This window comes from Cupriavidus sp. CuC1 (assembly GCF_044627735.1).
Taxonomy (GTDB): Bacteria; Pseudomonadota; Gammaproteobacteria; order Burkholderiales; family Burkholderiaceae; genus Cupriavidus; species Cupriavidus ulmosensis.
The window spans coordinates 35,587-56,400 of record NZ_JBIUHC010000046.1 but is presented as its reverse complement, the minus strand read 5'-3'; the positions used below and the strand labels follow the sequence as shown (position 1 = coordinate 56,400).

Annotated in this window: 17 protein-coding genes and 1 pseudogene; 13 read left to right on the top strand and 5 right to left on the bottom strand. The window is 68.2% G+C overall.

Features of this window, described 5'->3' with window-relative positions; translation table 11 throughout:
* Positions 1-44: 44 nt before the first annotated feature.
* Positions 45-851 (bottom strand): helix-turn-helix domain-containing protein, encoded by an 807-nt coding sequence (locus tag ACGLHR_RS20680; RefSeq protein WP_318236366.1) that lies wholly within the window; start codon positions 849-851, stop codon positions 45-47.
* Between the two features lie 156 nt (positions 852-1,007).
* Here ACGLHR_RS20680 and ACGLHR_RS20675 point away from each other — a divergent pair, with 156 nt between their 5' ends.
* The 3 genes from ACGLHR_RS20675 to ACGLHR_RS20665 all read left to right on the top strand — a co-directional run bounded on the left by ACGLHR_RS20675 (position 1,008) and on the right by ACGLHR_RS20665 (position 3,745).
* Positions 1,008-1,700, top strand: coding sequence for a TetR/AcrR family transcriptional regulator (locus tag ACGLHR_RS20675; RefSeq protein WP_318236365.1), 693 nt, complete (start codon positions 1,008-1,010; stop codon positions 1,698-1,700).
* A 124-nt stretch (positions 1,701-1,824) separates the two neighbouring features.
* Positions 1,825-2,823 (top strand): Bug family tripartite tricarboxylate transporter substrate binding protein, encoded by a 999-nt coding sequence (locus tag ACGLHR_RS20670; RefSeq protein WP_400096128.1) that lies wholly within the window; start codon positions 1,825-1,827, stop codon positions 2,821-2,823.
* Between the two features lie 214 nt (positions 2,824-3,037).
* On the top strand, positions 3,038-3,745 hold the full coding sequence (locus tag ACGLHR_RS20665) for a histidine phosphatase family protein (protein WP_400096127.1): 708 nt from the start codon (positions 3,038-3,040) through the stop codon (positions 3,743-3,745).
* An 844-nt stretch (positions 3,746-4,589) separates the two neighbouring features.
* Here ACGLHR_RS20665 and ACGLHR_RS20660 read toward each other — a convergent pair.
* The 3 genes from ACGLHR_RS20660 to ACGLHR_RS20650 all read right to left on the bottom strand — a co-directional run bounded on the left by ACGLHR_RS20660 (position 4,590) and on the right by ACGLHR_RS20650 (position 7,386).
* Positions 4,590-5,768, bottom strand: coding sequence for an acetyl-CoA C-acetyltransferase (locus ACGLHR_RS20660; protein ID WP_400096126.1), 1,179 nt, complete (start codon positions 5,766-5,768; stop codon positions 4,590-4,592).
* A 175-nt stretch (positions 5,769-5,943) separates the two neighbouring features.
* Positions 5,944-6,399, bottom strand: coding sequence for a PaaI family thioesterase (locus ACGLHR_RS20655; RefSeq protein WP_400096125.1), 456 nt, complete (start codon positions 6,397-6,399; stop codon positions 5,944-5,946).
* A gap of 12 nt (positions 6,400-6,411) precedes the next feature.
* Entirely contained in the window at positions 6,412-7,386 is a 975-nt protein-coding gene (locus ACGLHR_RS20650; RefSeq protein ID WP_400096124.1) for an NAD(P)H-dependent flavin oxidoreductase, read from the bottom strand.
* 186 nt (positions 7,387-7,572) lie between these two features.
* Between ACGLHR_RS20650 and ACGLHR_RS20645 the strand changes: the two genes are divergently transcribed.
* The 10 genes and pseudogenes from ACGLHR_RS20645 (at position 7,573) to ACGLHR_RS20600 (ending at position 18,028) form a co-directional block, all read left to right on the top strand.
* Positions 7,573-8,460: a crotonase/enoyl-CoA hydratase family protein gene (locus tag ACGLHR_RS20645; RefSeq protein ID WP_400096123.1), complete on the top strand. Its 888-nt coding sequence runs from the start codon at positions 7,573-7,575 to the stop codon at positions 8,458-8,460.
* A gap of 63 nt (positions 8,461-8,523) precedes the next feature.
* The gene (locus tag ACGLHR_RS20640; RefSeq protein ID WP_318237477.1) at positions 8,524-9,195 is read left to right on the top strand and encodes a nitroreductase; all 672 of its coding nucleotides are present in this window, start codon (positions 8,524-8,526) and stop codon (positions 9,193-9,195) included.
* A gap of 144 nt (positions 9,196-9,339) precedes the next feature.
* A complete protein-coding gene (locus ACGLHR_RS20635; protein ID WP_400096122.1) occupies positions 9,340-10,365 on the top strand; it encodes a 4-hydroxyproline epimerase in 1,026 nt (341 codons plus the stop codon).
* Positions 10,366-10,373: 8 nt separating this feature from the next.
* A pseudogene (locus ACGLHR_RS20630) lies at positions 10,374-11,486 on the top strand (NAD(P)/FAD-dependent oxidoreductase); the annotation flags it as partial.
* A 48-nt stretch (positions 11,487-11,534) separates the two neighbouring features.
* Positions 11,535-11,798, top strand: a complete 264-nt coding sequence (locus ACGLHR_RS20625) for a (2Fe-2S)-binding protein (protein WP_400096134.1) — start codon at positions 11,535-11,537, stop codon at positions 11,796-11,798.
* Entirely contained in the window at positions 11,795-13,102 is a 1,308-nt protein-coding gene (locus ACGLHR_RS20620) for an FAD-dependent oxidoreductase (protein ID WP_400096121.1), read from the top strand. The genes ACGLHR_RS20625 and ACGLHR_RS20620 overlap by 4 nt, the downstream gene beginning before the upstream one ends.
* 51 nt (positions 13,103-13,153) lie before the next feature.
* Entirely contained in the window at positions 13,154-14,053 is a 900-nt protein-coding gene (locus ACGLHR_RS20615; protein WP_400096120.1) for a helix-turn-helix domain-containing protein, read from the top strand.
* Between the two features lie 206 nt (positions 14,054-14,259).
* Positions 14,260-15,186, top strand: a complete 927-nt coding sequence (locus tag ACGLHR_RS20610; RefSeq protein WP_400096119.1) for a dihydrodipicolinate synthase family protein — start codon at positions 14,260-14,262, stop codon at positions 15,184-15,186.
* Positions 15,187-15,298: 112 nt separating this feature from the next.
* A complete protein-coding gene (locus tag ACGLHR_RS20605; protein ID WP_400096118.1) occupies positions 15,299-16,873 on the top strand; it encodes an APC family permease in 1,575 nt (524 codons plus the stop codon).
* Positions 16,874-16,960: 87 nt separating this feature from the next.
* Positions 16,961-18,028, top strand: a complete 1,068-nt coding sequence (locus ACGLHR_RS20600; protein WP_400096117.1) for an Ldh family oxidoreductase — start codon at positions 16,961-16,963, stop codon at positions 18,026-18,028.
* A 6-nt stretch (positions 18,029-18,034) separates the two neighbouring features.
* On the opposite strand, the gene ACGLHR_RS20595 is transcribed toward ACGLHR_RS20600, so the two are convergent.
* Complete coding sequence (locus ACGLHR_RS20595) at positions 18,035-20,806, bottom strand: LuxR C-terminal-related transcriptional regulator (protein WP_400096116.1); 2,772 nt, start codon at positions 20,804-20,806, stop codon at positions 18,035-18,037.
* Positions 20,807-20,814 lie beyond the last annotated feature (8 nt).

The following is a 20,814-nucleotide window of genomic DNA, read 5'->3' as shown; positions in this document are numbered from 1 at the left end:
GTGGCTTCGTGTGTGGCTTCGTGTGCCTTGCCATGCGGGCCGGGCTATTGCCGCAGGCCCGCCATGGATTCGATGGCGCGGGTCATCTCCATCAGCAGCGGCGCGATCTTCTTCTCCAGCATGCCGCGCCGCACCTGCGAACCGGCGATGGCGCAGTTGAACAGCAGCGGGCGGTTCAGGTAAACGATGCGCGAGTACACGCCCACGCCATGCACGCCGCTGCCGGCGTCGCCTTCATTGATGGCAAAGCCACGCTTGGGGTAATGCGCCACGTTGTGGCAGATGGTGTCGTAGCAGGCGGCGTATTCCTCGGCACGTTCGCGCCGCGCGGCCTGCATCAGTTGCTCGAACTCGATCTTGGAGAGCGTGCACAGGAAGGCACGGCCCATCGCCGTGCTCAGCACCGAGCGCACCGCGCCCACGCCGGGGCGCGCCGCCGTGCCCTCGTGATGCGTGCAGCTCTGCAGGTAGGTCACGTCCAGCCGGTGCGCCACGCCCATCGATACCGCGCCCTCGATGCGATCGGCCAGCGCCTGCATCAGCGGGCGTGCCACATGGCGCACCTGCAGCCCGGCCAGGTAGGGATAACCCAGGGCCAGCACTTGGGCGCCGACGAAGTATTTGTCGAGCTTGGGGTCCCAATCCAGGTAGCCCAGCTCGAACAGCGTGCGGCAGATGCGCGACACCGTGGCGCGCGGCATCTGCAAGCGCTCGGAAAGCTCGCCGTTGCCGAGCGGGCGCGGCTCGTCGATGAAGCAGCGCAACAAGGCAAAGCCCTTGGCCAGCAAGCCACCGAAGGACGGATCCTCCTTCCTGCGCTCGGCTATGAATTGTTCGACCGGCGTGTTCATCTTGTCTCCTTGCACCCCAGTGTGGGTGGCCTATTTTTCTGTGTCAAAGAACGGAATGCATTTCCACATATTGGAAATGTAGACCGTTTCTTGACGAAACGCCGTGGTAACCATATGGTTCACAAAACCGAATCAGAATTCGCATACGGAATTACCATGCCCCTCTCGTCTTCTGCAGCGTCTCCCGCCAAGCCATCCAAGGGGACCTCCGCATTCCCCACCGTAGCGACTCCCTCGATCCTGCAGCCCCCGCGCCAGCGCCGTGCGCGCGAGACCGAGCAGGCGCTGCTGGACGCGGGCCGCGAATTGCTGGCGCAGCGGGATTTCTCCGCGGTTTCGGTCGCCCAGATCGCGTCCGCCTGCGAAGTGTCCGTCGGGGCTTTCTACGGCCGCTTCCGCGACAAGCAGGCGTTCTTCGAGTCCCTGCGCACGCTGGTGATGCAGGAAACGGGAGACTCCGTGGCGCGCTACCTGCGCGTGGAGCGCTGGGAAGACGTGCCCACCGATGTGATGCTGGAAAAAACCATGCGCTACGTGGTGCTCGGCTGCCACGCCAACCGTGGCGTGATCAAGGCATCGCTCAAGCACGCCTCCAACCGCCCGGAAGAATGGCTGCCGCACCGCGAAAGCGGGGAGGCCGTGGTGGAACGCATGGTGGCGCTGCTGGTGCCGCGCATGACTGTGCCGCCGGAGCAGGCGGAGATGCGCGTGCGCTTTGCCATGCAGGCGGTGTTCAGCATCGTGGTCAACGCCATCCTCAACGACGCCGGCCCGCTGCCGCTCGATGACGAACGGCTGCCCGGCGAGATGACCCGGCTGGTGGCCGGCTACCTGGCGATGCCGGCCTGATGCCATCATGTCGCAACGCGCGGTCCCGCGCGTTTTTCCCCGTCTTATAGCCTGACCCTATATCGGCGCGCGCATTGCGCTCGGAGCGCGCGCCGGATCCTATAAAGCACCGAGGAGACAAAACATGACAATACGCAGCCCGTTCTGCGGGAAGGCGGCCGTCCTGCTGGCCTGCGCCTGCGCGGCACTGCTGCCGCTGGCAGCCCAGGCGCAAGCCAGCTACCCCACCAAGCCCTTGCACCTGATCGTGCCCTACCCGGCCGGCGGCCTGACCGACACGCTCTCGCGCACGCTGGCCGAAGGCCTGGGCAAACGGCTGGGACAAACCGTGGTGGTGGAGAACAAAGGCGGCGCCGGCGGCATCATCGGCACCGACTATGTGGCCAAGTCCGCGCCCGATGGCTACACGCTGCTGCTGACCATCCCCGGCCCCATCACCGCCAACCTCGCCCTCTACAAGAAGCTGCCCTACGACCCGCGCACCGACCTGCGCCAGGTGTCCGACATCGCCATGGCACGCACGGTGCTTGCCGTCAACGCCACGCTGCCGGTGAAGACCGTGGCGGAACTGATCGCCTATGCCAGGAAGGAACCCGGCAAGCTGCGCATGGGCTCATGGGGCCCGGGCACGCAGCCGCACACCATCCAGGCCTATCTCGACAAGACCTATGGCATCGATATCCTGCACGTGCCCTATCGCGGCGAAGGGCCGATGGTGAGCGACCTGCTGGCCGGCCAGGTCAACATGACGGTTGGCTCGGTGACCTCGCTCAAGCAGCACTTCGCCAGCGGCAAGCTGCGAGCGCTCGCCGTCACCGGCACCCGGCGCGCCAAGGCCCTGCCCGACGTGCCGACCTTTGCCGAAGCCGGCTATCCCGACGAGCCGTACAAACTGACCGGCCCCATCACGCTGCTGGTCCCGGCGCGTACGCCCAACGACATCGTCGAGCGCCTGGGCCGCGAGGTGAGCGCACTGGTGAAGACGCCGCAGACCAGCCAGCGCATCGAGGACATGGGCGCGGAGGCGATCGGCAACTTGCCGGCAGAAGCCGTGACCGCCTACAAGGCCTACCTGCCGGGCGTGCTCAAGCTGACCGCGGATACGGGCGTGACGCTGGACTGAGGCTGGACGGAAGCTGGACAGAGGCTGGAATGCGGCTGCCGCGCCGCAGCGGGATAATGCAGCGCGGAAATAGCCGCTATGAATCCGCCGCGGCTTAGCTTGGCCGCCGCGGCCGGCACTCATACAATGGCTGCACCCCGCGCGGCGCACCCGCGTTCGCGCGCCGATTCCCGTTCTACCGCTTCCCGGGTGCCTACCGGCGCCGACATCACGCATGGCAACGCTCTTCCTGGTACGGCACGGCCAAGCCTCTTTCGGCGCCGCCAATTACGACTGCCTCTCTGACACCGGCCGGCAACAGGCCCGCTGGCTGGGCGAGTATTTCCGCGAGCGCGGCGTCTCGTTCAAACGCGTGGTTGCGGGCTCGCTGGTGCGCCAGCAGGACACCGCGCTGGAGATTCTGGCCGGCATGGAGGCCGGCGATATGCCCGTCGCGACAGCCCCGGGCGCGATCACGGCGGGCATCGAGACCCACCTCGGCCTGAACGAATACGATGGCGAGGCGCTGTATCGCAGCCATACCGGCGGCGCGGACCATCGCGCGCACCAGAACTCGGATTACAACGACTACTGGCGCACATTCCGCGCGGCCTATCAGGCCTGGACGCTGGATCAGCTGGTTGGCATGCCTGAGTCGTGGGCGGAGTTTGGCGGGCGGATCCGCGCCGGCCTGGCGCATGCTACTGAGGGGGCTGCGCGGGAAGACGCGGTGTTGGTGGTGAGTTCGGGTGGGGCTATCGGGCGGGCGACGGCGGACTTGCTGGGTGCGCCGGCGCAGACTGCGATTGAGTTGAACCTGCAGTTTCGGAATACGGCTTTTTGCGAGATTATTTCTGGGCGCGGGACGCAGCGGTTGCTTAGTTTTAATAGTTTGCCGCATTTGGATCGGGTTGATCGGCGGCATGCTATTACGTTTGCTTGAGTGCGAGTGAGCCAAGGACAGAACAATTTGCTCTTGCTGTTGGGGTTGGTGTTTTTTTGATCGGCGTTGGCTTTTGCACCCAAGAGCCGTACGACATCCCCCTGCGGGGGCTGCCGGGGGCAGAGCAATAAGGCTGTTTGGGCCTCGGTGGTTACGTCGTACGGCCCTGAGTGTTGGCTAGCGTGTTCTACCAGCCCAAAAGGCATCGCAATTGCATGACCCGCGGGTTTCGTGGTGAGGCCCCCGACCTCGCTTGCGGTGAACGTTCGACCATCTGCCGTTCGCGGCGCGAGGGGCTGCACCGTTTCGGGTGTGGCTGGTTTCGTGGTTTTGTCTCGGAGGGCAAGCGCGGTGATGTCCGAGCGTGACCCTCGCGGACCGGGCCACCGTGCCCACCACGAAACCAGGGGAGTCGATAGCAAGTTGCCGGCAGCACCGGTACGGCAGGACATCAAATGGCCAGGCATTCGCCGCCAGAGACAAAACCACGAAACCAGCACGCTAGACAGCATCGTGGCCCTCCGCACCGCGTACGGCAGATGTGGGAATGGTCACTGAGCAAAGCGATCAGGGGCCTTACGGCGAGACCTGTGGATCATGCAGTTGCGATGACCTTTGGGCAGGCAAGGCACGCCAGCCAACACTCCGGGCCGTACGACGCAACCACAGAGGCAAAAACAGCCTCATTGCTCTGCCCCCGGCAGGGCGGCTTTCTTCTCGTTAGTCTTCTTTGCCGCGCAAAGAAGAGTGACCGGCAGCCCCCGCAGGGGGATGTCGTATGGCTCTTGGGTCCAAAAACCAACGCCGCAACAAATGCAGCGAAGGCAACCCAAAAACCACAACCCTACAGCCTCTCAACAATAGTCACATTAGCCATCCCCCCACCTTCACACATCGTCTGCAACCCATACCGCTTGCCCTGCGCATGCAGCGCATGCACAAGAGTAGTCATCAGCTTAGCCCCCGACCCACCAAGCGGATGCCCCAACGCAATGGCGCCGCCATTCACGTTCATGCGCGACGGATCCGCGCCCGTGGTCTGCAGCCACGCTAGCGGCACCGGCGCAAAGGCTTCATTGATCTCGAACAGGTCGATATCGCCGATCTTCATGCCGGCCTTCTCCAGCGCCCGCAGCGTTGCCGGCAACGGCGCTTCCAGCATGATCACGGGATCATGGCCCAGCACCGACATATGGTGAATGCGTGCCAGCGGCTTGACGCCCAGCTTCTTCAGGCCGGCTTCGTTGACCACCATCAGCCCGGCCGCACCATCGCAGATCTGGCTGGCGCTGGCGGCGGTAACGGTACCGCCTTCCTCGATCAGCTTGACGCTGGAGATGGATTCCAGGCTAGCTTCAAAGCGGATGCCTTCGTCCACCGTATGCAGCTCGCCGTTGGTGCTGCCGTCCGCGGCGCGCACGGCCACCGGCACGATCTCATCCTTGAAGCGGCCGGCCTGCGTGGCGGCGATGGCGCGGCGGTGGCTTTCCAGCGCGTAGCGGTCCAGGTCGTCCCGCGTGAGGCCGTACTTGCGCGACATCATCTCGGCGCCGGTGAACTGGCTGAACTTCACGCCGGGATAGCGCTCCTGCATGGCCGGGCTCATCGAGCTGCCGAAGCCGTGCTTGAACGGCAGCGTGGAGGGCAGGCCCATCGGCACGCGCGTCATGCTTTCCACGCCGGCTGCGATCACGATGTCCATGGTGCCGGACATCACCGCCTGCGCGGCGAAGTGCAGGGCCTGTTGCGACGAGCCGCACTGGCGGTCGACCGAGGTGCCGGGCACGCTTTCCGGCAGCTTTGATGCCAGCACGGCATTGCGCGCCACGTTGCCGGCCTGCTCGCCCGCCTGGCCCACGCAGCCCATGATCACGTCGTCGATCAGCGCCGGATCCGCGCCGCTGCGCGCAACCAGCGCGTTCAGGACCGGCGCGGCGAGATCCGCCGGATGCCAGCCTGCCAGCTTGCCGCCCTTGCGCCCGCCCGCGGTGCGCGCGGCCGCTACGATGTATGCCTCTGCCATGTCGTCTCCTCTTGTCGTTCCGGGGCGAACCCGCCCGTGATGGCCGCGTGCCGGGAAGGGCACGGCAAGCCTCGCTATCCTGTTGCGGATTCTGGCGCAGCAGCGGGGCGCCCGGCGTCGTCGGAAGCGACGATTGCGCGGCGCTGCCGGCGCCCCAGGCGTCGGCGGCTGCGCATCAGGTGCGCGGCGCGAGCACCGAGAAGATGGCGGTGGCGCGCAACAGGCAGCGCTCCCCGGCCATCAGGCGGCAACTGCCGAAGCGCAGCCGCGAGCCCAGCTTGTCGAACTCGACGTGCGCCTCCACCCAGTCGCCCACGCGCGCGGCATCGAAGTAATCCATGCTGAGGCTGACCGTCACCGCCGGCTGCTTGCGGTCGGTCTCCAGCGCCATCATCATGCCGATGGCGGTGTCGGCCAGCGTGGCCAGCATGCCGCCGTGCGGAATGCCCAGCGGGTTGAGGTGATGCGGCCCGATGCGGATGGCCATGACCCGCCGCTCCCGCTCCACGTAGATCTGCCCGAAATGCTCGAGGAAGCCTTTTGCGCCCCGCAGGGCGACAAAGCCCGGCGGGGCCGCCTCGGCCTCAGCGGCGCCCGTGCCAGCATCGGAAGTTTGATTGGTTTCAGCCATGGGTGCGCCGCCTCAGCCCGCGAAGTAGCGCGAGGCCACCCCGAGCTGCTCGCGGCATTCGGCCACCATGCGCTCGATCAGCTCGGCGCAGGTCGGGATGTCGTCGATCAGGCCTACGCACTGGCCGGCGCTGATGATGCCGCCATCGGTCTCGCCGGCGGCGAGCGCGGCCTTGCCGCGTACGCCCGCCACCAGATGCTTGACGTCCTCGAACTGGGCGCCGCCCGGCTGGCGCTCGATGGTGACAACCTCGTCGGAGATGGCGTTCTTCAGCACGCGCGCGGTGTTGTGCAGCGTGCGGAAGATCAGGTTGGTGTCGCGCTCGCTGGCGTCCACCAGGGCCTGCTTGACGTTGTGGTGGATCGGTGCCTCACGCGTGGCGCAAAAGCGCGTGCCCATGTTGATGCCCTCCGCGCCCAGCACCAGCGCCGCCGCCATGCCGCGCCCGTCGGCAATGCCGCCCGAGGCGATCACCGGGATGCCCAGCCGGCGCGCGGCCAGCGGGATCAGCACCATGCCGGGGACGTCGTCCTCGCCGGGATGGCCAGCGCACTCGAAACCGTCGATGGACACCGCGTCCACGCCCAGGCGCTCGGCCGACAGCGCATGGCGGATCGCCACGCACTTGTGGATCACCTTGATGCCGGCTGCCTTGGCGCGCGCGATGTGCTCCTTGGGGTTGTTGCCCGCGGTCTCCAGCACCTTGATGCCGCTCTCGATGATCACGTCGAGGTAGCGGGCGTAAGGCGGCGGATTGATGGAGGGCAGCAGCGTCAGGTTGACGCCGAAGGGCCGGTCGGTCAGCTCGCGGGTGCGGCGGATCTCCGCGTCCAGCGCCTCCGGGGTAGGCTGGGTCAGCGCCGTCAGCACGCCAAGCCCGCCGGCATTGGACACCGCGGCGGCCATCTCGGCGTAGCCAACCCACTGCATACCGCCCTGGATGATGGGGTAGCGGGTGCCCAGCAATTCGGTAATGCGCGTCTTCATGATGTTCCTTCTGGCTTCTGGTCTTTGTGTTCTATGCTCGGTCTTCTGCCTGGCTCAGGCCGCCAGGCGTCCTGGCCGCCAGTCTACGGCGCGGCCGCGCTGCCTACCTCGTCGGAATCGACGATTGCAGGCGCCCGATTCTGCACTACCTTACCCACACCCCTTTCGAGAGAGCCAAGGCCAGCCATGAGCACCCCGAACCCAGCCGTTCCCCCCAGCTTCGAGACCCTGCAATACGCCGTCGACAAGGGCGTCGTCACCATCACCTTGCATCGCCCGGAAAAGCTCAATGCCTTTACCCCGCGCATGATGCAGGACCTGATCGACGCCTTCGACGCCACCGACGCCGACGACAACGTCCGCGCGGTGATCGTCACCGGCTCCGGGCGCGCCTTCTGCGCCGGCGCCGACCTGTCCTCCGGCGGCTCCACCTTTGACTACGAAAAGCGCTACGGCGCCAGCAAGGAAGCCGCCCACCGCGACGGCGGCGGGCGCGTGGCGCTGCGCATCTTCCGCAGCCTCAAGCCGGTGATCGCGGCGGTCAACGGCCCGGCGGTGGGCATCGGCGTGACCATGCAGTTGCCGATGGATATCCGCCTGGCATCTACCGACGCCAAGTTCGGCTTTGTGTTCGCGCGCCGCGGCATCACGCCCGAGGCGGCATCGTCGTGGTTCCTGTCGCGCGTGGTGGGCATCTCCACTGCGCTGGAATGGTGCTACACCGGGCGCGTGTTCTCGGCGCAGGAGGCGCTGGAGCGCGGGCTGGTGCGCTCGCTGCACGCGCCCGAGGACCTGCTGCCGGCCGCGCAGGCGCTGGCCCGCGAGATCGCGGACAACGCCGCGCCGGTATCGGTGGCCATCTCGCGCCAGCTGATCTGGCGCATGGCCGGCGCCAGCCACCCGATGGAGGCGCACCGCCTGGACAGCCGCGCGATCCAGTCGCGCGGCCAGTCGGCCGACGTCAAGGAGGGGGTGAGCGCCTTCCTGGAAAAGCGCACGGCCAGCTTCCCCGAGCGCGTGTCGCAGGACATGCCGGACTTCTTCGACTGGGGCAACGAGCCGCCCTTTATCTGATCCCCCGCTGATCCCCGCCGATCCCCCCGCTACGCCATCACCCATGCCCCCAAGGAGAGCAGCGTGAAAGTCAGCACCGCAGTCCAGACCCGCAAATCGGTGCGGGGCTTCCTGCCCACGCCGGTGGCGCCCGAGATCATCCGCGACGTGCTGGAGCAGGCGGCGCGGGCACCTTCCGGCGGCAACCTGCAACCCTGGCATATCCACGTGGTGGGCGGCGAGCCGCTGGAGCGGCTCAAGGCCACCATGCGCGAGCGCGTCGCCGGCGCGCCCGGTGGCGAGAAGGCCGAATACGACATCTACCCGCGCGAGCTGGTTTCGCCTTACCGCGAACGCCGCTTCCAGGTGGGGGAGGATCTCTACCGCTGCCTGGGCATCCCGCGCGAGAACAAGCGTGCCCGCCTTGCCCAGTTCGCCAACAACTTCACCTTCTTCGGTGCGCCGCTGGCCCTGTTCTGCAGCGTGGATCGCCGCATGGGGCCGCCGCAATGGTCGGATCTCGGCATGTACCTGCAGACCGTGATGCTGCTGCTGCGCGAACACGGCCTGGACAGCTGCGCGCAGGAGTGCTGGGCGATCTACCCGGAAACCATCTCGGGCTTTCTCTCCATCCCGGCCGAGCGCATGCTGTTTACCGGCATGGCGATCGGTTATGAAGACACGGAAGCCACAGTCAACCAGTTGCGCGCCGCGCGCGCGCCGCTGGCGGAATTCACCGAGTTCATCGGTATCTGAAGCCCGCGCGGGCAAGCGGCGGGCCCCGGCCTGCGACTATGCCGATTTCGTCATCGCTACTGGGGGAAAGCGACAAGTCAACGGCGGGCGGCCATGCCACGCTGTGGGGATCGTCCACACTTGGCCCCCACAGGCAGATCCGCCATGCGTCCGAGCGTCCCTTCCCCCTCCGTCACCTCCGTCATCTCCGCCACGTCCTCCCCGCCGTCTTCCAGCCTCGCCAGCCGGCCGATCAAGGTGATCGACTCCCACACCGGCGGCGAGCCCACCCGCCTGGTCATCGACGGTTTTCCCGATCTCGGCGATGGCAGCATGGCGGCACGGCTGGACCGGCTCGCGCGCGAACACGACCGCTGGCGCACCGCCACCGTGCTGGAGCCGCGCGGCAGCGACGTGATGGTCGGCGCGCTGCTGTGCCCGCCGGTTTCCGCCGATGCCTGCGCGGGCGTGATCTTCTTCAACAACAGCGACTACCTGGGCATGTGCGGCCATGGCACCATCGGGCTGGTCGCCTCGCTGGCGCACCTCGGGTGCATTGGCCCGGGCCGGCACAAGATCGACACGCCGGTGGGCAGCGTGGAGACGACGCTGCATGAAGATGGCTCGGTCAGCGTGCGCAATGTGCCCGCGTGGCGCCACCGGCAAGCGGTGGCCGTCGACGTGCCAGGTCATGGCCCGGTCATCGGGGATGTTGCGTGGGGCGGCAACTGGTTCTTCCTGTGCGAAGACCATGGCCAGCGCATCGCCCGCGACAATCTCGATACGCTGACCACCTTCGCATGGGCCGTGCGGCAAGCGCTCGAGCACGCGGGCATTGCCGCCGAGAACGGGGCGCCGATCGACCATATCGAATTGTTCGGTGCCCCGGAAGACGCCGATGAAGCCGACAGCCGCAATTTCGTGCTGTGCCCCGGCAAGGCCTATGACCGCTCGCCCTGCGGCACCGGCACCAGCGCCAAGCTCGCCTGCCTGGCGGCGGATGGCAAGCTGGCGCCCGGCGCACAGTGGCGCCAGGCCAGCGTGACCGGCAGCCGGTTCGTGGCGCACTACGCGCTCGCCGGCGAGCCCGGCCGCATCATCCCGACCGTGCATGGGCGCGCCCATGTCTGCGCCGAGGCGACGCTGCTGATCGGGCACGACGATCCCTTCGGCTGGGGCATCGCGACGTGAGGCCGGCGATGCTGTCGACACCGGAGCAGGCGCAGGCTTGCGGCGATGTGATCGTGATCGGCGCCGGCATCGTGGGCGCTGCCTGCGCTTTTGAGCTGGCCGGGCAGGGGCTGGACGTCTGCGTGCTGGACAGCCGCGGCGGCGGTGCCACCCACGCCGGCATGGGCCATCTGGTGATGATGGACGACAACGCGGCCGAGCGCGAGCTATGCACTTACTCGCTTGGGCTGTGGCGGGAGCTGGCCCACGATATGCCGGCCGCCTGCGCGTATCGCCAGTGCGGCACCCTGTGGGTGGCCAGCCATGCCGCGGAGCTGGAACTCGCCAATCTTCGGCATGACGCGCTGCGCTCGCAAGACATCCCGTGCGCATTGCTGAGCGCCAGTGAACTGGCCCGGCAGGAGCCCATGCTACGGCCAGGCCTGGCGGGCGCGCTCAAGGTCTCGGGCGATGCCATCGTCTACGCCCCGGCCGCGGCGTCATGGCTGCTGGCGCGCAGAGCGCCGCGCATCCGCCTGCGGCACGCCACCGTGAGCGCGGTGGCGGCAAACCGCGTCACGCTGGAAGATGGCCGGCGGCTGACCGCCGGCGCGGTGATCGTGGCCAACGGCATCCAGGCCACGCAACTGCTGCCCGCGCTGCCGATCCGCGCCAGGAAAGGCCATCTCGTCATCACCGACCGCTACCCGGCTTGCGTCAGCCATCAATTGGTGGAGCTCGGCTATGCCGCCAGCGCACATCAGAGCGACGGCACCTCCGTCGCCTTCAATGTGCAGCCGCGTGCCACGGGCCAGTTGCTGATCGGCTCGTCACGCCAGTTCGACAGCCTCGACCCTGCGGTGGACACCCGCGTCATGGCGCGCATGCTCCAGCGCGCCACCACCTACCTGCCCGCCCTGGCCGGCATGAACGCGATCCGCTGCTGGACCGGCTTTCGCGCCGCCACGCCGGATGGGCTGCCCATCATCGGCGCCTACCCTGGCCAGCCGGGCCTCTGGCTGGCGGTGGGACACGAGGGGCTGGGCGTCACCACGGCACCCGGCAGTGCGCGCTTGCTGGCGGCACTGCTGCTGGGCCACCGGGCGCCCATCGATCCCGCGCCTTTTTCCTTCGGCCGCTTCGCCCGGGGGCATGGAGACGGCGCCTTCGCCCGGGCAGGGAGAGAACGCATGAGACGCAACCTGGCCAAGATCCCGACCGTGACGGTCCTCCTGAATGGCCGCGCACTGCGCGTGCCGGCGGGCATCACCGTGGCAGCGGCGCTAGCGTATAGCGATTTGCCGTTTGCGCGCCGCTCCTGCGGCGGCGAGCCACGCGCCCCGTTTTGCGGCATGGGCATTTGCCAGGAATGCCGCATGACCATCGACGGCCAGCGCGGGCTGGCGTGCCTGACGGTATGCCGGGAGGCCATGGTACTGGAGCGCACGCCATGAGGGCGCGGCGCGCAACAACCGCCGTGCGGACACCGGGCCCTCGTCGGCACCAGTACGATGTGCTGGTCGTCGGTGCCGGGCCCGCCGGCATGGCGGCGGCGCGCGCGGCGGCCGAGAGTGGAAGCCGCGTCGCGCTGGTCGATGACAACCCTGCGCCCGGCGGGCAGATCTGGCGCGATGGCCCAGGCATCCTGCTACCACCACCCGCGCGCAGCCTCCGCCACGCCGTCGCCGCGCACCGCCGCATCGCGTTGTTCGCCTCGACCCGTGTGATCGCGGCGCCGGCACCCCATGCGCTGCTGGTCGAGAACGACGAGACCGCCCTGCATCTTCATTTCCACAACCTGATCCTTTGCACCGGCGCGCGCGAGCTGCTGCTTCCCTTTCCCGGCTGGACCCTGCCTGGCGTCACCGGAGCAGGCGGCTTGCAGGCCATGGTCAAGGCCGGCGCGCCGGTCGGGGGCGAGCGCATCGTCATTGCCGGCAGCGGCCCGCTACTGCTGGCGGCGGCGGCCACCGCGCGTCGCCACGGCGCGCACATTGCGCGCATCGCCGAGCAGGCGCCGCTGCCTCGCCTGATGCGCTTCGCCAGCACGCTGTGGCGCTGGCCGGCCAAGGCCGTACAGGCCATTGCCCTGCTGGACGGCCGCTATCGGGCCGGGTCCCACGTGGTGGAAGCGCTGGGCGACGACCGCCTGCGCGCGGTGCGCATCCGCCAGGGCAGCGGTACCACGGAGCTTGCCTGCGACCGGCTGGCGTGCGGCTTCGGACTCGTGCCGAATACCGGGCTGGCCGCGCTGCTGGGCTGCCGGCTCGATCCCGGCCCTGATGCGATCGGCGTCGATTCATGCCAGCGCACCAGCCTGCGGCACGTCTACGCCGCAGGCGAATGCACCGGCATTGGCGGCAGCGAGCTGGCGCTGCTCGAAGGCATGATCGCCGGCTACGCGGCAGCAGGCGCCGACGACCGCGCGGTCGCGCTGGTGGCGTCGCGCGACCGCTGGCGCGCGTTCGCGGAGCAGGTACGGACCACCTTCACCCTCGACCCCGTGCTCAAGACCCTGGCCCGCCCGGACACGCCGATCTGCCGCTGCGAGGATGTGCCCCTGTCGGCCATCCGCGCGCATCCGGACGCCTGGCAGGCCAAAATGCAAGTACGCTGCGGTATGGGCGCCTGCCAGGGACGGGTCTGCGCCACGGCCAACCGCATCCTGTTTGGCTGGCCGGTGCCCACGCCGCGCCCGCCGCTGTCTCCCGCGCGCATTGGCACGCTGATGCTGGAAGACAGTCCCGCCCCGCCCTGAGCACGGCGGCCACGGTGCGCGATTAGCCCAACAGAGCCATGAGGAGACAATATGCCGCCCGCGCCATCTCTTTCCCGCCCCGCGTTGCCGGCCCGACACGCCGCGCGGACCGGGCAATCCTCGCCCGCACCGGCACCGGCATCGGCAAGCCACGACGACGGCGACGACATCGCCCACCTCGTCGACATCTGCGCGGGAATGTCGAAGCAGCGCCCCCACGACATGGCCAGCCTGCTCGACGCGATATCGCTCATCACCCCCTTGCTGAACGCCATTCCCAACGTGGTGTTCTTCATCAAGGATTGCCGCGCGCGCTACCTGGTCGCCAATCTCACCCTCGCCACCCGCTGCGGCTTCAAGCGTGTGGAGCCCTTGCTGGGCAAGACCTCGGCCGAGGTATTTCCGGCCTATCTCGGCCAGCGCTACACGGAACAAGATCGCCGTGTCCTCGAGACTGGCTGCGCCATTGCCGGGCAGCTCGAGTTGCATCTCTATCCCGCGCGCGATGCAGGCTGGTGCATGACCTGCAAGCGCCCCCTGCTCGACAGCAATGGCCGCATCATCGGCATGGCCGGCATCTCCCACGACCTGCAGCTCGCCAGGGATACGCATCCGGCCTACCAGCGCCTGGCGGCCGTCGACACCTATATCCGTGAGCACTACGCGCGTCCCATTGCGCTGTCCGAACTGACCACGCTGACCGGGCTTTCGGCCGCGCAGCTCGAACGCTATTGCAAGCGCATCTTCCACCTGACACCGCGCCAGATGATCCACAAGGTGCGGCTGGAGCGGGCTTCCGAGCTGCTGTCCACCGATATGCCGATCACCGACATTGCGCTGGAGTGCGGCTATACCGATCACAGCGCCTTCAGCCGCCAGTTCAAGGCCCTGACGGGGCTGACGCCGCGGCAGTTCAGGCCGCCTGCCGGGAAGCACGCGGCGCCTGGCTGAGCATCGAACATGCGAGGGCTGCGCGTGATGCACGCGATGCCACGCGATGCGCGTTGTGCCAAGTCGTGACATGCTGTGCCGATTTCGTCCTTCTTCCATGCGGAAAGCCTCAAGCCTGAACGCCGCGCAGCTGCGAACCTGACGATGGGTTAACGAGCAGCGCCGCATCGGCGCGCCCCGCTCTGACAACAACAGGAGAAGACGATATGAGCCGCAACGCGATCCACTGGACCGGCGTGTTCCCCGCCGTCAGCACGCAATTCAAGGCCGACTATTCGCTGGATATCGACGCCACCCACAAGGTGATGCGCAACCTGGCCGCCGATGGGGTATCCGGCCTGGTGGTCTGTGGCACCGTGGGCGAAAACACGTCGATGACCACCAAGGAAAAAATCGCCGTCATCGAGGCCGCGAAGGACGCCGCCAAGGGCCGCATCCCGGTCATCGCGGGCATCGCCGAGTTCACCACCGCCTTCGCCCGGGACATGGTGAACGAAGCCGCCCGGGTCGGCGTCGATGGCGTGATGGTCATGCCGGCACTGGTCTACTCCGCCACTCCGTTTGAGGCCGCCGCGCACTTCCGCTGCATCGCCACGGGCACGGATCTGCCGGTCATGCTCTACAACAACCCGCTGGTCTACCGCAGCGACATCACGCCGGATATCCTGGTGTCGCTTGCCGATTGCGAGAACATCGTCTGCTTCAAGGATTCCTCCGGCGATACGCGCCGCTTTATCGACCTGCGCAACGCCGTGGGCGATCGCTTCGTGCTGTTTGCAGGGCTGGACGACGTGGTGCTCGAGAGCATTGCCGTGGGGGCCGAAGGCTGGATCTCGGGGATGTCCAACGCCTTCCCGAAGGAAGGAGAAACGCTGTTCCGCCTGGTCCGGCAACAGCGCTTCGACGAGGCGCTGGCGCTGTACCGCTGGTTCATGCCGCTGCTGCACCTCGACTCGCGTCCTGACCTGGTCCAGTGCATCAAGCTGTGCGAGGCGCTGGCCGGGCGCGGCAGCGCGGTGACGCGGCCTCCGCGCCTGCCGCTACAGGGCAAGGCGCTGGAACAGGTCACGGCCGTGGTCACGCAGGCGATGGCTACGCGCCCGGCGCTGCCGGACGTTGGCCTGCGGGCCTGAGACAACGCCACCGGCCCGCGGCCGCCGCCTGCCATGCGCTCACCCGCGACGGCGGGCGCGCCGGGCGCCGTGCCTGAATGGCCATCCCCTCGATGACCAAGGAGCAACCTCCATGTCTCCAGTGCAAGGCAAGTTCAAGCGGCAGCTCTCGCTGACCGATCTCACCTTTATCGGTCTGGGCGCGATCTTCGGCTCCGGATGGCTGTTCGCCGCCAGCCACGTTTCCGCCATCGCCGGGCCAGCCGGCATCGTTTCCTGGCTGCTGGGCGGCTTCGCCGTGCTGCTGCTCGGCATCGTCTACTGCGAGCTGGGCGCGGCCCTGCCGCGCGCGGGCGGCATCATCTGCTACCCGGTCTTTTCCCACGGCGAGCTGATGGGCTACCTGATGGGCATGATCACGCTGATCGCGTTCTCCAGCCTGATCGCCATCGAGGTGGTGGCCGCGCGCCAGTATGCGGCGGCCTGGTTCCCCTTGCTGAGCCAGCCGGGGTCGAGCCATCCCACGCCGCTCGGCTGGGTGGCGCAGTTCGCGATGCTCTGCCTGTTCTTCGTGCTCAACTACTACAGCGTCAAGACCTTCGCGCGCGCCAACAACATCATCAGCGTGTTCAAGTTCGTCGTGCCGCTGCTGGTCATCGTGGTGCTGTTCACGCATTTCAAGCCGGCCAACCTGCACGTGCAGGGCTTTGCACCGTTCGGGCTGTCCGGCATCCAGGCCGCCGTTTCCGCCGGGGGCATCATCTTCGCGTACCTCGGGCTGACGCCGATCATCTCGGTCGCCAGCGAAGTCCGCTCGCCACAGCGCACCATTCCCATCGCGCTGATCCTGTCGGTGCTGCTGTCCACACTCATCTACGTGCTGCTGCAGCTTGCCTTCCTCGGCGGCGTGCCAACCGAGACATTGTCGGAGGGCTGGGCCGGCGTTGGCCAGGCGTTCTCATTGCATTACCGCGATATCGCGCTGGCGCTCGGCGTGGGCTGGCTGGCTTTCCTGGTGGTCTCGGACGCGGTGATCTCGCCGAGCGGCACCGGCAACATCTATATGAATGCCACGCCCCGCGTGGTCTACGGCTGGGCGCGCGGCGGCACCTTCTTCAAGCTGTTTTCGCGCATCGATGCGGCATCAGGCATTCCGCGGCCGGCCTTGTGGCTGACCTTCGCGCTGTCCGTCTTCTGGACCCTGCCCTTCCCCTCGTGGGAGGCCATGATCAACGTGGTGTCGGCCGCGCTGGTGCTGAGCTATGCGGTCGCGCCGGTCACGGTCGCCGCGCTGCGCCGCAATGCGCCCGGCCTGCAACGCCCGTTCCGGGTCAAGGGACTGGCCGTGCTCGGCCCGCTCTCGTTCATCATCGCCGCGCTGATCGTGTACTGGTCCGGCTGGGGCACGGTCTCCTGGCTGCTTGGACTGCAGATCGCCATGTTCGTGGTCTACCTGTTGTGCAAGCGCGCGGTGCCCACGCATCGGCTGAGTCTGCGGCAACAGGTGTACTCGTCGCTCTGGCTGATCGCCTTCTACCTGCTGATCATGCTGACGTCTTACCTCGGCGCCTTCGGCGGCATCGGCGCGATCGCGCATCCCTGGGATACCGCCCTGGTGGCACTCATCGCGGTGGGCCTCTACTGGTGGGGCGCTTGCACCGGCATTCCGTCCGCGCAGATGGATCTCGGCGGCGACGATGACGACTAGTCTAGGGAGATGGCGGTTTGTGCGGTTTGCCGCCACCTGCCGACGCACGCGTCCTGCATTCAGAACAATCCAACCTCCGGAGCACCGATGAACGATCGCATCGCCGCACAGCAGCACAGCGCGCACGGCACCGGCCCCGTGCAGCTATCCCTGCGGGAGGTACGCGCGCTCGCCACCTCCACCCTGCAGCATCATGGCTTCAGCGAGCCGCATGTGCAGGGCGTCGCCGACACACTGGTGGCCGGCGAGCGCGATGGCTGCGCGTCCCATGGCCTCTACCGGCTGCTCGGCTGCATTGCCACGCGCAAGGCCGGCAAGGTGTCGCCGGACGCCGTGCCGGAGCTGCACGAGATGGCGCCCGCCCTGCTACGGGTCGACGCCCGGGGCGGCTTCTCGCAGGTAGCCTACAAGGCGGCGCTGCCGCACCTGATCGACAAGGCCCGCACGCAAGGCATCGCTGCGCTTGGCATCAATCGCTGCGTGCATTTTTCCGCGCTGTGGGCGGACATCGAGCCGCTGACCGATGCGGGCCTGGTCGCCCTGGCCTGCACGCCCAGCCATGCGTGGGTGACGCCGGCTGGTGGCAGCAAGCCGCTGTTCGGCACCAATCCGCTGGCCTTTGGCTGGCCTCGTCCCTGCCAGCCGGCCTTTATCTTCGACTTCGCCACCAGCGCGGTGGCGCGCGGGGAAATCGAACTGCATCGCCGCGCGGGCAAGCCGATTCCGGAAGGCTGGGGCATCGATGCCAGCGGCAGGCCCTGCACCGATCCCGCCACCGTGCTGGATCACGGCGCCATGCTGAGCTTCGGCGGCCACAAGGGCGCGGCCCTCGCCGCCATGGTCGAGCTGCTCGCCGGCCCGCTGATTGCCGATATGACGAGCGTGGATTCACTGGCCTACGATGCGGGCACCAAGTCGTCGCCGATGGGCGGCGAACTGATCATTGCCATCGATCCCACGCGCTTTCTGGGCGGGCAGTGCGATGCGGAACTGGCGCGGGCAGAGTCGCTGTTCGACGCGATGGTCGGCCAAGGGGCGCGTCTACCGTCGCAGCGGCGTTACCAGGCACGGCAAAGCAGCCTGATTCATGGCGTGCGCATCCCACGGGCGCTGTATGACGACATCATGGCTCTGCGGCTGCCCAACGCGGCCTGAGGATCGCTACAGCAAGCCCAGTTGCCGCGCGATGGCAACCGCCTGCGTGCGGTTGCTGGCGCGCAGCTTGGCGCTGATATTGCGCAGGTGGGTGCGCACGGTGGTCTCCGAGACAAAGAGCCGATCTGCCATCGCCACATTGGAGAAGCCCTCGGCCAGCAGCTTCAGCACCTTGTGCTCCTTGGGCGTGAGGGGCTCCAGCAGCCCATGGCGCGCCTGCATGGCGGCGGGGTCCTCCGGCTCCGGCGCGCCGCCGCAGGCTTGCAGCAGGCGCTCCACATAGCCCGCTGGCAACGCGCTGCCCTGGCGCAGGCAGGCCTCGGCCACCAGCCGGCGCACGTCCGAGCTTTCGTCCGCGAAGATGCGGATGAAGCCTTCGGCCGCGCCAAAGCGCAGCGCCTCGCCCATCGCCTGCAACGCCTGCGCGGCGTCGCCGCTGCGCTGGCAGGCCAGTGCCAGCAGGATGCGCAGCTTGAGCGCGCGCCGCATCAGCTGCGCGCGCTCGGCGGCGGCGAGCTCCGTCTCGATGGCCTCGCGCGTGCGCACGGAGGGCTCGGTGAACAGCGCCAGCCGCAAGCGCCCCAGGACCACGTCTTCCAGGTCGTTGGCGAAAGAGCTGACCGCGCTCAGGCCGGGCCGGGCGCGCCACAGCGCCGGGTCCGCTGCGTGTTGCAGCGCTTGCTCGGCGGCATGCTGGTTGCCTTGCAGCAGCGCCAGGCGCGCGCGCTCGAGCATGGCGCCCAGCACCAGCCGCGGCAGCCCGCGATGATGCCCAAGGTGCTCGAGCGCGGCCAGCCGCTCGTGCGCGCCGTCCACGTCGCCGCGGTCGCAGGCGATGCGGGCCAGCACGGTATGGCCGGTGATGATCTGGTCGGGCAGGCCGAGGTCGCGCGCGAGCGGCACGTACACATTGAGCAGGCGCTCCGCGCGCTCGCGCTCGTTGATCTCGTAGAGCGCATCGGCCAGCAGGATGCCGGCCATGGCGTTGCCGTTGGTGGGGCCATAGCGGTTCGGCAGCATGGTGCTGGCGGCAATGCGAAACCGCGCCAGCGCCTGCTGCAGGCGGCCCTGGCGCAGGTCGATCAGCCCCTCCACCGATTCCGAGAAGATTTTGTTGAAATTGCTGTCGGAGCCGCGCACCACCTGCCGGGCCACGCCCAGCAGGCGCCGCGCCTCGCGGTAGTCGCCGGTGACGGCCGCCATGCGCGCCATCGAGGTGGCAAGGATGGAGTCCGGGAACGGATAGCCCATGGGCAGCGGCAGCGGATCGTCGCGGCTGTAGGCGCGCGCCTCGTCGAAGCGGTCCATCATGTTCAGCAGCATGTGGCGCAGCGCGCGCACGTGCGCCAGCAGGTCGCCCTCGGCGCCGGCCAGCGGGATGGTCTGCAGCAGCGCGATGGCGTCGGCCGGGCCGCGCGTAAACGACAGCGCCCAGACATGGGCGATCTGCAGCTTGGGCCACGCGGCCAGCGCTTCGGCCGGCACGGCGTCCAGCCAGCGCGTCAGCAAGCGCATGCGGCCTTGCGCCAGCAGCTCATCCACCGAGCCCGCCAGCAACGGCAGCGCATGGGCCACTGCCCCGGCCGCCAGCGCGTGCTCGATGGCCGGCACCGGCCGGCCTTGCTGCTCGTACCAGCGCGAGGCGGCCATCTGCAAGGCGGGCACTTCGTCCGGCCTGGCCTGCTGCAGCTGCGCGCGCAGGAAGCTGGAGAACAGGCTGTGGTAGCGGTACCAGCGCGCATTGGGCTGATTGGTCTGGGCGGGCGGCTCGGCGCCGCCGTGGCGCTCGCCATCCAGCGGCATCAGGAACAGGTTGGCTCGCTCCAGCCAGGCCAGGATCTCCTCGCTGTCGGCGGTGCCGCTTACGGCATCGCACAGCGGCCCGCTGAGCTGGTCGAGGATGGAGGTACGCAACAGGAAGGCACGCACCGCATCGGGCAGGTGGAGGTAGACGTCCTCCACCAGGTAATCGGCAATCGCAGCGTTCGAGCCGGAAAAGCCGGCGATGAAGGCATCCGGCTGGCCGCGCCGCTCCAGCGCCACCGACGCCAGCCACAACGCAGTGGCCCAGCCCTCGGTGCGCCGGTGCAGCGTGGAGATGGCGGCGGGCTGCAGCGCCAGGCCGCGCGCGCGGCGCAGGAAGGCATCGGTCTCGTCGGCGGTAAAGCGCAGCTGGGCCGGCTCGATCTCCAGCAGCTCGCCACGGGCGCGCAAGCGCGCCAGGCCGGACTCCGGCACCCAGCGCGTGCCCACCACCAGGCGGGCGCCAGGCGGCAGTTGCTCGACCACCTGCCAGACCAGGCCGGCCACGGCGGGGTTCTGCAAAGCCTCGAAGTCATCCAGGAACAGCGTGAAGGGGCGGTCGTGGGCCGCCATGCGGTCGATCAGCGCGAGCGCATGCTCGCCCACCGACTGCGGCGCCGGCTGGGCCGCGGCGAGCGGCGTGCCGCTCTTGCGCAGCACCAGTTCGAAGGCGGCTTCCAGCGAGCCGAGAAAGCGCGTGGCATCGTTGTCCGCGCGGTCCAGCGTGAGCCAGGCCGTGGCTACGCCCTCAGCATCCAGCCGCGCCCGGCATTGCAGCATGGCGGTGGTCTTGCCGAAGCCGGCGGGTGCGCGCACCAGCACCAGCTTGACGAAGCCGGCGGCGCACACCGCGTCGCAAATGGCGCGGCGCTCCACCTGGAACGGGGTCAGCATGGGCGGGCGCAGCTTCGCCACCAGGGTGGCGGCGCGGGCGGCGCCCCGTTGGCCCGCGCTGGTCTCCTCGATTGTTGCCATTCGCCGTG